General features: G+C 62.2%; 8 protein-coding genes and 1 pseudogene. 4 read left to right on the top strand and 5 right to left on the bottom strand.

Annotated features, from left to right (window positions below):
- Positions 1 to 59 precede the first annotated feature (59 nt).
- Positions 60 to 1583: an aminotransferase class I/II-fold pyridoxal phosphate-dependent enzyme gene (locus CJ028_RS20335; RefSeq protein WP_105037019.1), complete on the top strand. Its 1524-nt coding sequence runs from the start codon at positions 60 to 62 to the stop codon at positions 1581 to 1583.
- Between the two features lie 916 nt (positions 1584 to 2499).
- Here the strand turns inward: CJ028_RS20335 and CJ028_RS20330 are convergent.
- On the bottom strand, positions 2500 to 2766 hold the full coding sequence (locus tag CJ028_RS20330; RefSeq protein WP_105037018.1) for a hypothetical protein: 267 nt from the start codon (positions 2764 to 2766) through the stop codon (positions 2500 to 2502).
- Positions 2767 to 2842: 76 nt separating this feature from the next.
- Entirely contained in the window at positions 2843 to 3229 is a 387-nt protein-coding gene (locus tag CJ028_RS20325) for a sulfate permease (RefSeq protein WP_105037017.1), read from the bottom strand.
- Between the two features lie 310 nt (positions 3230 to 3539).
- On the opposite strand from CJ028_RS20325, the pseudogene CJ028_RS20320 reads away from it, so the two are divergent.
- Positions 3540 to 3953 (top strand): annotated as a pseudogene (locus tag CJ028_RS20320) (DUF8817 family protein); the annotation flags it as partial.
- Here the strand turns inward: CJ028_RS20320 and CJ028_RS20315 are convergent.
- A complete protein-coding gene (locus CJ028_RS20315) occupies positions 3947 to 4492 on the bottom strand; it encodes a hypothetical protein (RefSeq protein WP_105037015.1) in 546 nt (181 codons plus the stop codon). The pseudogene CJ028_RS20320 and the gene CJ028_RS20315 sit on opposite strands and share 7 nt — an antisense overlap.
- A 126-nt stretch (positions 4493 to 4618) precedes the next feature.
- On the opposite strand from CJ028_RS20315, the gene CJ028_RS20775 reads away from it, so the two are divergent.
- Both CJ028_RS20775 and CJ028_RS20770 read left to right on the top strand, forming a co-directional pair.
- Complete coding sequence (locus CJ028_RS20775; RefSeq protein ID WP_129590561.1) at positions 4619 to 4966, top strand: hypothetical protein; 348 nt, start codon at positions 4619 to 4621, stop codon at positions 4964 to 4966.
- A gap of 330 nt (positions 4967 to 5296) precedes the next feature.
- Complete coding sequence (locus CJ028_RS20770) at positions 5297 to 6538, top strand: hypothetical protein (protein ID WP_129590560.1); 1242 nt, start codon at positions 5297 to 5299, stop codon at positions 6536 to 6538.
- 292 nt (positions 6539 to 6830) lie between these two features.
- Here CJ028_RS20770 and mobF read toward each other — a convergent pair whose 3' ends face one another.
- Positions 6831 to 10322: a MobF family relaxase gene (gene mobF / locus CJ028_RS20305; protein ID WP_105037061.1), complete on the bottom strand. Its 3492-nt coding sequence runs from the start codon at positions 10320 to 10322 to the stop codon at positions 6831 to 6833.
- Between the two features lie 945 nt (positions 10323 to 11267).
- Complete coding sequence (locus CJ028_RS20300; protein ID WP_161499037.1) at positions 11268 to 12821, bottom strand: Card1-like endonuclease domain-containing protein; 1554 nt, start codon at positions 12819 to 12821, stop codon at positions 11268 to 11270.
- Positions 12822 to 12902: the final 81 nt, after the last annotated feature.

The following is a 12902-nucleotide window of genomic DNA, read 5'->3' as shown; positions in this document are numbered from 1 at the left end:
AAAACTGACGCGTAATGTAATGTAAATTACATATCCACTCCTCAACCCCGAGGTCAGTCATGCCAGAAGCAGCTTCTTTCATTCTCGCAACCACCCCGAATCTGCGAGATGAGCCCTTAGATTCGCAGGCGAGCGCGCCCTATGCCGATGCCCTCGTGGCCTACGCTGAACGGCATCGTCGGCGACTGCACCTGCCCGGCCACGGTGGCGATACGGCCGGGGTCACAGCCTTGACGGAGTTCTTCGGTGGGCGGCTGGCCGAGCTCGATCTCATGCCCATGATCCGCGGAATCGACCTTGGTCCGGCCCCCACTGCGCTCGGCCGGTCTTTGAGACTGGCAGCAAAGGCCTGGGGCGCGCGCCGCACGTGGTTCCTCACGAACGGGGCTTCCCAAGGCAATCACGTCGCCTCGATCGCTCTGCGCAGCCTCGGCACCGACCTACTGGTTCAACGTTCGGTGCACTCGTCTGTGGTCGACGCCATGGTGTTGACGGGCGCGAACGCTCGGTTCGTCCTCCCGCAGATCGACAACACTCTCGGCATCGCCCATGGGGTGACCGCTGATGACGTGCGGCAGGAACTGGTACGGATGCGCGCGGGGAATGCGGGCCCAGTGGCCATTTATGTGGTGTCACCCAGCTATTTTGGGTTCATCTCCGACATTGCCGCAATCGCAGAGGTAACGCATGCTGAGGGCATCCCGCTCGTCGTCGACGAAGCTTGGGGTTCGCACCTGAGTCTCCATGACGACCTTCCTACTAACGCGCTCGCGAATGGAGCCGACCTCGTCATCTCCTCCACTCACAAGCAGGCCGGGTCGCTGACCCAGTCAGCCATGATCCACCTCGGCTACGGGCCGTTCGCCGACCAACTCGAGCCGTTGATCGAGCGCGCCCACAGAGCGGTACAGTCGACCAGTGAGAGCGCCGTGCTCCTGGCCTCGCTTGACCTCGCTCGTCGAGCCCTTGTCACACGGCCCGCCCTAGTGCGGCGGTCGATCGACTTTGCTGATTCGCTTCGTGACCAAGTGCGCAGCCGGGGGCGATTCACGATCGCCTCCGACCGATTCCACGAGGTTCCGGGCTGGTACGCGAACGATCCACTCAAGGTCGTGATTACCACGATCGACGGGGGCATCACGGGCCACGAAGCACGTTCGATCCTCGACGAGGAGCACGACGTCCTTTTCGAACTTGCAAACGAGTCCACCCTAGTTGCGGTGATCGGAGCAGGTTCCAACCATGGTGCGGGCAATGTACTCGACCTGTTGCACGGGTTGCCTTCGGCCCACAAGCCGGGGGCCCGAGACTCACTGATTATTCCACCAGGTGGACCCCGCCGAATGAGCGTTCGCGAGGCATTCTTCGCGCCCACCGCGATCATGCCGGCGCGCTCCGCCATAGGTGCAGTGTCGGCGGATACGGTCGCCGCATACCCGCCCGGCATCCCGAACCTGCTACCCGGTGAGGAGATCACCTCGGCCGCCGTGGAGTATTTGCAGGCTGTGGCTGCCAGCCCTAGCGGATACGTGCGCGGCGCGTATGACCCCGGCGTCACCGAACTCCGTGTCGTCCGCGACTGAAACTGGCTCCTGATGTCGTTTGAAAATTCATCTACGAGAGTTTCCCTGTCTTCGGGTTTGTGTTGGCGAATATGAGTACTGGCTTTTCCACACTCCTCTTCATTTCTCCCGCTTCTTTCCGCTGTTCTGTGCATGAAGACGAGGCAGCGGGTCGACGCTGAATCGGTGCATCGCTGCTCAAGGTCCTTGAGGTGGCGACTCTCGCCCGCGCACGGCCCAGTCGTCGTTCGCGTCGCCGCCGGTGGTCGCTCTTTTCGATCGAGGTTGAAATAGGCGTCGGCCTCACGCACATTCGCCCGGCGCTCAGCCGCAGTCGTCGCGTGCAGAAGTTTCGGCGGGAGCCCGCCCCGACTCAGGCTGCGCGTCAGCCGTCGTGCCGCAGCGTTGTCCTCTAGCTCGGACTGGTAGATCTCCGGGTCGCTGCGCCGATTGCGCTGCAACTCGGCACGGCGTTCCTTGTTGCGCTCCGCCCACTGCCGGGTGATCTGCTTCGTCCGCTCCGGGTCCGCATCTCGCCTGGCCGCGGCCTGGGCGTTCACCTCTTCGCGATGGGCCTCGTAGTAGCGGTTGTAGTACTCGCGCACCTTCTCGCGATTCTCCGCCACCCACCGCTGCTAATACTCACGCCGGCGCTCCGGATGCTCCACCCGCCACCGCTTCGCCCGCTCTCTCCCCCGCGCACGCACCTCCGACTCTCGGTGCCGGCGAGCCGCGGCCCGACGCATCGAGTCCCGATTGAGCTCCCGGGCCCGGTCGAGATTTTGCGAACGCCAGAGACGATTCAGCTCGCGGATCCTGTCACGGTTCGCCGCCACATACTGGCGTCGCTTCTCCGCCGTGTCATCGACAGACGGATGCTCCGCCAGCGCCTTCCATGCTGCTCCGGCTTCCCCAGATAAGTCGTTCATGATCGCTGCTACTCGGCGGGCGGCGGGGCCAGCTCGATGGCCAAAGCAAGAAGTTCGGAGCGGTGCGTCGTCGGATTCGTAATCACGCGCCCGACAGCTACGCGGAGCCGCTCGGCATCTTCGTCTGCGATCCCGGCGACGGGCTCCAAGCAGTACGCGATGTCGTTCTGCAGGTTGGGGCCGTCATCGTCGACGGCAACCTCCGGAAAGTAGAACAGCGCAGCGAGTGCGGTCCGGCTGAGCAGGTCGTCGAACTGTTCCTGCGGGATGGTCATAGTAAAGCCTCCTGTGCGCGGACGTGTGTGAGCCAATCATGCCGCTATTAGGAGGTACGCCGACTGTGACGTGGCGTCAGCCGTGTCTCGACACGAGCACTGGCTCATCGAGGCTCTCAACGCCGTCAGCGAGCAGCGTCCGCGCCCTGCGACGGCGCGCCACGGCTTCACGAACGCGGACCGCGATCAACTTCAGCAGGCTGATGGGCCCGATCAAAACAAACTTGAGCATGTTCCAAAGGAACAGCACCACGAGAAGGTTCAGCCAGCCCGCACCACCGGCTTCAATCTGAGCTCGGCAGTAGACAGCAGCCATCGCATACGGAACGGCGAGCAGCATCGCTGGCAGGCCCCACTTCAGCCCGCGCCGTGTGTTGATCGCGTCGATCAGGATGGCGGTCGGCATGAAGCGGCGCAAGAAGAAGTAGCTGCGTGCGGTGGCGGCCAGAATGATTTCGAACATGGCGCGGCCTTTCAGATGTTCGGCAACAAGAACCTGAAGGACTGAATATCATGCCATCGCGACGGGCGATGGCGCGTAATGGAGGTTGCCTACAAACATTTTAGAACGGGATGCCGTCAAGCAAAAGTGCCGCGCGCGCTAACTCAGAGTGCATGCTTGACTGCGCTTCCCTGCCCTAGGAAGCGCCTACCCGCCCCGCGAAATTCTGGACACGATCACGGGCAAGCGAACACATCTGGTAGTGCCGTGCGCCGACTCGGACAATGCGCTGGACTTCTACCGGGCGCTGGATTTATAGGTCACGTTTTCCCAACGCCGCCCCACTCCTTGCGCCGTCGTCGCTCGAAATGCCCTGGATATTCAACGATCGAACGCTTTGACGCCGCTGGTGGGTGGGCGAGTGTCATCATTTCTGTGCGCGCCGGACGATCTGTATCGGGCCTTCATTACCCGGCTCCGGGCCCGCTACAGTAAAATTCCGCTAGAAGGCATTTCCGTCAATCTGCCGGTCTACTGCTTGGCGGGCACCGCGACCGGATTTTCCGACGTCGACATCGGAGGCAACTGGCTCCGCTCCTACCGGGCGGGCGCACTCGGCGTCGAACCGTCGGCCGAGCGAGTCGGTCTCAGGACGGTGGTCGATGTTGCCGATCGGCAGGGTGACAAACGCCGGAGACGACTGGCAAGCGATCTGCGTGTTCGTTCCTCCGAGCTAACCTACTGAGCCCTCCGGTAAGACTCGCGCCGTTGATCGTTTAGTTGGTTGCGATCCAAAGCCGCAATTCCTAACTCCGCGCGTACGGCTTCGTAAAAGGAGGTGAGGCTCGAAAAGCCAGAGTCTTGGAGCCCTCGGATACCCAATTCCATACCCGGTGGCGCTATCGCATGGCCAGCAGAGTCGATTTCCCAATCCCTGGAAGTGCTGGGCCCAAGTTCCGGGGCCATTGGCAGGCTCTGAACATAGGCGTCACTGTCGGCTCTAGCTGCTTGTGCCGCCAGCGCCGACCGTGAGGAGCTCAGTATTAGGATCGCTTCATAGAGTTCGCCTGAACCCTCCATGGCCGACCCACCAGCGGCCTTATCCGAAGCCTTGAGCGCTCCCGAAATGACAGAACCGAATTTCATGTATGCCTCCAGCCTCGGCTGATCCCAACGCGTTTGCAACTCATTTTTCCTTTTCGACCTCTCGAGCATGAGCCCGGAGATTAGCGAAATTCCCGCGCCAAGAACGGCAAAGGATATGTTCGCGATCAGTCCATCCATGTATTGCCCTCATTCGTCGTCTTCCCCACTATGCCGCATCCTCGCGGGTCGCCAACGACTCGACCCACCGCGACTAGACAACGCGCAGCTATTAGGTAACGGCCTTGTGTGCTCTATGCTGGCCACATGACGGAGCCAGCCATAATAATTGGAGTTCTTCCCGCTGACCGCGACGACCTTGCTGACTTGGCATCGTCCCTCGGTCGGGATTCAGATGTGACCGAGCAAAGGTATTTTGACGGCGCAAATTTTCTGGACTTACTCCTGCCTCTTGGCACGACTACGGCGAGTGCAACGGCGATTTGGGCCACAGTAAGGACTTGGCTAATCACACGTTCTGATCAACTAAAGAATTCGCGCGTGACCTACAACGGTCGGGATATCGTTATCGACGGTATGAATCGTCGCGACACGGTAAAAGTGATTTCAGCTTTGGACAAAACCTTCGGCTTTAATGAACCGCCCGAAAGTTGATCGCCCTCCCGATTTACGTATCAACCCGTTGGGGTAACCCGATCGGCCGTCAACTCGACGACCATGAGCTCGAGACGGTGTCCGGTCGAAACGTCAGCCTTTGGAATGCCATCCGCCATATTGCGGGCACATCAACGTCGGCACCTAGCCTTTTAGGCGTCCACAGCGCGCGCGCTCCCTGCGACGTTAGGTCGCGGTCCAAGTACCGTGATCGTTTGGGATGCCGGGCTTGGAAGTCTGCTGAACATTTTCGCGCTTCAGCTCCCTCACCCCCAGCCCCTGGCCGTTGCAGAATCACTCGTTCGCACAGTGTGCTCAGTCCGACTAAGCGTGGCCGGTCTATCTGCGGAAGCGGATCGGCAGGCGTCAAAGGCGGCGGCCTTGCTTGATCGCACTCCTGTCGACAACTCGAACGACTACTACTCCGACGCAGAAAGTGTCTTCAGCATCTGGCTGACTACTGAATTGCAAGAGCGCTTCGCTCTGGCTCACGAGCAAATGCACTTTCTGGAAACGGCCGATCATCACGCATTCGAATTAATATCTGCACGGGTCGTAGAAATATTGAAGTCGTCACAAGGAACTTCTTTTGACGAGTACTCGCCCTTTCGTAGCCCCCGTGCAGATCACTCGCTGGACAATTCCTTGATGCTATATCAGGACCATCACTTGTTCATTGATGACTGGTACCTGCATTCATGGGCCGACGGCTCTGCGAAAGCATCAACCACTGCGGAGTGGGACGAGAAGCGATCCCGACTCCTGCCGATGCTCAATAAGCCGCGTTTTGTTGAAGAGATTGTGTGTGATCTGTTTGGCGCGCTGGCCGTATGCCTGGACAGCCACAGACGGCAGAGGGGCTGGACGCTAGCCAGTGCCGCAGCCGCATGTCGCGTCGCTCTCGAATCCCTCGGAATGGTGATGAAAATTGATTCAATGATCGCCCGTTCAGAAGGACAAGAGCATGCACCGCTGCACGAAGTGGGGCTCCGGGCCGAATGCATGGAGCTCGTCCTCCCTGTCCTCGTGGAGGAGATGATCCCCGGGGTGAAAACAGACGAGCCAAACGCCGACGTACCTTCGACCACTGATCTGCGTGAGATTCTGCGCCTTGCAGGGGCGCGAGGAGCCAGCCTATACGGGTCGGCGCTGGTTTCATTGGAGTCCGATATCCAGCAGGAATCGGACGTTTTTGACTTTTCAGACCGGATCCCCCTCAACTTTGAATACAAACGCCCAAGCCCGGACTGGAAATCGTCGTGGGCGCTCGAAATTGGTGTCGTCGATACAGGGCTATCGGTCGCAGCGCTTGCGGAGGAAGGCCGCTTTGTCGAAATTGACCTGCTCGTCCAACGCCATATGCGCGGCGACTGGGGTGACGTGGATCAAGAGGAGGCGGCTGCGAATGAGCGAAATTTGTGGCGAGAATTCGAGGTCATTAGCACGTCAGAAGCCTTACGTCATCGCGGCCCAATCTTCTCTGGCTACCGGCTTGATGATAATGTCACGATTTTCATCAAGACAGAGGCAGACCGGACCCAAACTAGCGTATTTACGATCGTTGACTATTAGGGGAACGCTGAAGCCTGATCCCCGGTCGGTGAACGAGCGCGCCAAGGGCCCTAACACTATCCGTGCGAAATCAGTTTCAGCGCCGTTGCAAATTCGACACGAAGTCGACCGTCGAAGAGAAAGACGCATCTACGAAATATAGCTGGTCTTGGAAAAGTAATTCGTCTGGATTGTCTGGTGGCCATCTGTCGAATACATGGTTTGAATTACGGGCTTCAAAAGTAATAGGCACAGGGGCTTTTGGCAAACTATTCAACTGCATGGCATGCGCTAGGGACTCCAGTCTGATGATTTACAGCTCTAGGGCCGCGGCTACAACCGGGCTGGACACGTAGTCGGGGGGCGCTTGCGCGAGACGATTGATGGTTTTAAGGGCAACCCGAGCGCGCGCGGCGTCGAGTTTCTGTGCCGTCGACTCCGGTGCCGCACCGAGCGGGCGAGCGCCCGTGATGCCGTAGCGGTCTCGGTAGGCCGCGACGGCGCATCCGTTTTGGTGCCACGCGACTGCGGCCGCCCCGAGGGGCGCGGGGCCGAGCGCTCGAGTCCACGGCTCCCTCGCTAGTAGCGCCTGGTCGAGCACGGCGGCAGCTCGCGATTCGATCAGGTCGGCGCGCTCGACCAACGCCTCTTGCATGGCAGTATCCATCGGCCCGAGCGCACGCGGGATTAGCCCGGCTACGAGACGCGGCGCACGGCGCGTTCGACCTGCTCCGGAATCTCGCGATACGACCGCAGCGACCCTGGCGCGCAGCACCGCCGCGATGTTCTGGGCATCCTCGAACCCGCGGGCCGCGACTACGCGCGGCAGCAGGCTCGCAACGTCGACATAGTGCGCGTCGGCTCGCCGGAGCTCCGCGGTCAACGGCCCGAAGGCATCCGAATTGATCACGTCCAATGCCTGGCCCGGCGATAGACCGCTCGCTCGCAGGAGAGAAGCCCACCGGTCGTGCTGCGCGGCCGCCGCGAGGGTCTCGTACTCCGCCGCGAGTTGCGCCACCGAGCCCCAGGCATCCTGCTCGGCCGCTAGAGTCTCGTGTGCGGACAGCTCGGCGCCGACGTGCTGCAAAATGCCACAGAGGATGCTGCGCGCCGTCCCGTCCGCCACGTCGCCAGGCCGCGGCCCGACGTGGGCGACATCGGGCCGGTCGACGGCGACGTAGGCGGTGTTCGCCTCGCGGCCCCGCGTCATCGCGACGTACAGGTTCTCGCGGGGCATGCTCGGCGCGACGACGACGTGACCGGTGTCGGTCGTGATTCCCTGCGCCCGGTGCGAGGTGACCGCGTAGCCCAGCTCGACATGCTGAGCGACGTACGACGCGGGCAGCAGCACCGTGCTGCCCCACCGGCGACCCAGCCGCCGCACCTCGACCGAACCGTTCCGATGCACGCCGATGACATTCCACCGGTCCCCGTTCCGCACCCAACTGCGCGACGCATACAGCCGACGATCGTTACGGCGTGTGATGACCGTGTCACCGACGGCGGCGCGGGTTCCGTCGTGCAGGGCGACTTCGTGCAGCGCATCGACACGTCCCTCCAGAATCAGTTCGCTGCGAGCGCGCACGTTCAGCGCCGCGACGGCCTCGTTCGAGTCGCTGATCAGCACGGCCGACTTGCCCGAGCGGATGTCCGCCCGCCACGCCTCGTAGGCGGCATTCGCCATCGCCTCGGTGCTGCCATCGCGCAGGCGGTCGTGGGCGGAGTACCGGTCGATCACGTCGGGGTTGCCTTGGCGCAGTCCGAGGGAGGCCGTCTTCTCCCACTCGTGCACGAAACGGTGCACGTCGACGAGTTCGGGCGCATCCGCTCGATCGTGCACGAGCAGCGAGAACGCACCGCCCGCCTCGACCGACTGCAGCTGGGCGTAGTCGCCGACCAACAACACCTTCGCGCCCGCCGAAGCAGCCAGCGCGGTGACCCGATCCAGAGGCAGCGTGCCCGCCAGCGAGGCCTCGTCGATGATCACGAGCTGGCCAGCTCGAAACGACGAACTCTGGTCAATATGGGTCTGCCACCACTTAGCCAAGTTCTCGGTCGCGATACCGAGATCCGTCGCCAGTACTGTCGCCGCGGCAGCCGAGGGAGCAAGCCCGACGACTGAGCCCAAACCGCGTTCTGATTCCCAAGCCCGCCGAAGCGCGTTCATCGCCGTCGTCTTGCCCGCGCCAGCCGGCCCCACGAGCACATCGATGACACGGCCCGAACCAGCAACCGAGGAAAGCGCCGCGAGCTGGTCATCGGCAAGCCGGCCGCCACCCGGCAACCGAGAAGAAGCAGCCGACCCAAGCGCCACCCGTGGTGCGGTCAGAAGCGCAGCCCGCTCGAGCAGGCGAGTCTCCGCCTCGAGCAGCTCGGTCGACGTGAACACGACGGAGTGCTTCGGCCGAAACATCGACGTCCCATTATCCCGCTGAAACTCCACAGGGCTCACGGCGAGCTCTGGCGGCGTGAGGCGCAGGGACGCGCGCTCGGCAGCATCCACTATGAGGCCGACGACGGCTTCCCGATCGGAGGCCGACGCGAACCGGTACGGCATCGTTTGGCGCGCGGCCTCGGCGGTGAGATTCCAGTGCCGCCAGGTGGCGCGCTTCTCGCTGACGGCCGTCATCACGCTCGCCCCGAGCGCATCCACTGTCTCGCGAGGCAGATCCTCGGCACGCAGCAACACCGGCGACGACTCGGCGACCGTCAATACTTCGTTTCCGAGCACGCGTGAAGCCCGTTCCCGCCACGCCGCCGTGAGATCCGCCAGCGAGTGCACCTGCTTTGCCGGCCGGGTGGCGAGTGTGGCTTGCGCGCGCAGCTTCATGATCGTCACCGGCTTCGGACGTCGCCCGTGACTGGTTACATACTCCTCGATCAAACGGTCCGTCTCGACGTCGATGTGCCGGGACCGCGTTGAGAATTCCGCAACGAGCGCCTCCGGCACATCCGTCAGGGCCCACGCGGGGTGGCGATCACGCCCCCGCTCCCGCTGCTCCCACTGCACGCCGAGCAATCGCGTGAGCTCATCGGCGAACAGGGTCTCGTGCAGTTCCGAGAGCGCCACCACGGCCTCGTGCATCGGCCGGCCGTCGAGCGAGCGCCACTTGCCGTCGAGCACGGTCTGCACCTTGTTGCTGATCACGACGTGCGTGTGCAGGTGCGGGTCGCCGGCCCGGCTGTCGAAGTGATCGAACGCCGTCGCGATCAGTCCGGTCACATCGACCTGCGCGACGGCACCGCCCCGCGCCGTCGTGCCGGTGCGCGTCGCCGCCACCTCGCGCTCCATGTACGCCAGCACCTCCGCCACCGCCGCATGGTGGGCCTGCACGATGCGCTCCTGCGCGGCCGCGTCGGCAACACCCCAGAGGATGCTCGCCGACTTCGGAATCGAAAACGTGAAGTCGTAGCCGGCAACGGCGCGACGCCGTTTCTCGTCGGGCTGCTCCACAGCGGATGCCGCGGCCCGCTCGGTAGATCGGCCAACGTCGTCGCGTGGCCCGTCCAGGGCGCGGTCGGCGGCAGTGCGATAGACCGGGTAAGCGCGACCAAGGGGTTCGCCGGTTACCGGGTCTCGGCCCAATCCGATGAGGAGCTGCAGCTGTGCCTCGGTAACGACGTCGCCGTTAACGATGAGTCCCTCGCCGAGGCCGCGGAGTCCGCCGCTCATCCATCGGCCCGGCGGGGTACCTTCCTCGGTGTAATACCGAGTGAGCGGGGTCGACAGCAGGCGTTTGCCGTCACCGGCGGCGACGGTGCGCAGCAGGTATTTGTACCCGTCGCCGGCGCTCATCACCCGCATCGACACCGTCACTGAAGTCACCTCCGTCGTCGTGACGAAGGTGCGCAGTGACCCACAAGAGGATTAGAGAGAGGCTTCTTCGTCGCAGGAATCCGCACGGAGGTTAATGGTCTCCTTGCCAAGATAGTTCGGGGCAACGTGACCAACCATCGGCCGCGCGCAACCACTGGCGGAGGCGACAATCATCTCGGGTCCACGAGCACCGGTACGCACAGAGTGGTTGGTAGTTCGGCCGTAGTGAACTGGGCATCGGGTCTTGCGACACGATGCAACCGCGCGCTTCGCGAACCCGTTCTGGGGCATCGAGCAAGAGGCCGCAGAATTTTGCCTGCACTGTCCCCTTGGAACACGAAAGTCCTGTCAGGGACCGTCCAGCCGCAGTCTCGAAAACCGCCTCGTTTTCAGGTCGGCCGTGACAGATCTCATCCTGCGACCCTCTGATGAATCCCCGGTCAGCAGGTGTTTCCTGATGTCTCGGATACCGCTGGGTCCCCTTGAGTTGTTAGGGATGCAGGCGGTTGGCCTGATCTGATTTTAGCGAGTTCGTTGCGGAAGGTAACGGGTGATTCCAATGAGTAAACGGTGGGGGTACTGCCTGGCAAGCAAGTAGTGCACCATGACGTGGTGTAGCCCGGCGACCCGGTTCGTCGTTACTGACGAAAGTGCGTTCATCGTGTGATCCTTCGAGTCAACCTTCTACCGAATCCTCGAATTGGAGTGATCACGATGGCTGCACCTCATGTTGTCGACCCTGCCGACCTGCTTGTCGAAGCCCTCGGCGAAGCCTTCCCGGACCGCAACCCATCCTCTCTCTGAAACACGAGACCGAACTAACGAAAGCAAGACGCTACGACAGGCATCAAACCGTACTTCCGCACGATCGTGGAACTGCTCCAGGGCCGCTCGTACTCGATCGACGAATATCAGCGCGAGTACAAATGGACACTACTGCGCTGCCTTGATGATGAGCCTCAGCGCGTCGGTCGTGAGGCCATTAGGATCGATCCCCGTGATCGTCGGGATCGAGTCGATCCGACTCTGGTTAGCGTCCGTGAGCTGGAACGAAGAGACGATGATGCCGCGTGCGGCAATTCCGCCGTACTGGCGGAGGTTGTTCTCAAGCTTCTGGATCGCTTCTTGCTTCACTGGGCCGGCTTTGCACTCGACGATCCAGAGCCGTTTTCCATCGGTGAATGTGCAGTCGAACTCCTGCGCGAGCTTCTCGTGTTTCGCGCTAGTGTCCTGGCGGTGCCCGACCTCGAACCCGACGCGCACGTCCCGCACAACACCCTCTTCTACTAACGGTCGAAGCAGGGAATACACATACTCCTCAAGCCATCCTCCCGCGATGAAAGGGAAGAAATCACGCTTCGGAATTGCCAGCCGGGTGCCCTTGAGCGTCAGCGTCGGGTTGCCGCCTTGGTTGAGCGACGCCTCTCCCCCGCCCCAGGCAAAAGAGAACTCGAGGTCGTCTCGCTCGTGTCGCGGATAGTGCCGGTCGTACTTGTTCGAGAACTCAAGGAAACTTCGCTCCTTGTAGAGGGATCGAAGCGCATCGCGCCGTCGCCACAGCTCCTCAGTCGCCGGCAGTCGTCGATTCTTGATGCTGTCATTCTGCGTTGGCCAATGGCCCGCGGTCACTGCGTGATAGTCGCCAGCGCGAAGGAAGTCCTCAACGTCTGAGATGCCAACGAACGGAACCTGGGTCCCATCGCGCAGGAAAATGACGTTGTGGTTCTTGATCTCGAAGTAGAACGGATCCAGCCCGAGCGCCCAGCACGCCGACAGCGCGCCGGCGAACATGAGCTTCGTCCCGCCGGTCATGTTGACGGCAACCCTCACTCCGTCGGACATAGACGCGACCAGTGCGGTGATGGCCTTCTTCGTGTCGGCCGGCTTGAACGGGTCGGCGATCACCACCGGGTCAGGCTCGACCGCGGTCACCTTCGCAAGGCGATCGACCTCGTCGAGGTAGCCCCGCGTTGTCAGGATCACATGGCGCTTCGCGGCGAACTGGCGGAGGGCAAAGAAGATTGGCATCACTTGCTCACCGAGAAGGTGAATCACGAGGTCATAGTCTCTGGTTGTCGCCCCAATCGATCCGGCACCGCCGATAGACGGGTTCAACAGGGAGGTCGGCAATGCAATCTCCTCCGGCGGGCGCCGGGGGTCAGAACTGGAGATTACTCGAAGGCGCAGCTGCGGGTTGGACCTCGCAATCAGGGCCCACGTGTAGGCCATTACGGGCGTGCCGGGGCTTACATAGGTCGTGATCTGCTTCTCGCTCGGGTCGGACAGCGCCATACGGACGGCGGTCGACGCAGCACTGTGAATCCCGGCTGCGTCGTTGATGTGCGTCAACTCCTGCGGAACGACCCGCACGCGTACCGTGAGTCCGCCAGCAGCTAAGGACTTCGTCAGCCAAGCGGCAAACAAGTCATGCCCGGCCGGAGTGTTGCTGACTGCATCGGTAACGCACTGTGCTTCGTCGCGGGTCAATCCAGAGCTCGGCGGGGCGGCGCCTGCAGACGGCCCCGTCTTGCCAGAGTCCGTGTAGGCCAAGATGACGACGTCGGTGTA

The sequence above is a fragment of the Cryobacterium aureum genome (assembly GCF_002954245.1).
Classification (GTDB): domain Bacteria; phylum Actinomycetota; class Actinomycetes; order Actinomycetales; family Microbacteriaceae; genus Cryobacterium; species Cryobacterium aureum.
The sequence above is the reverse complement of the archived record's forward strand: the minus strand, read 5'-3'. Positions and strand labels throughout refer to the sequence as shown.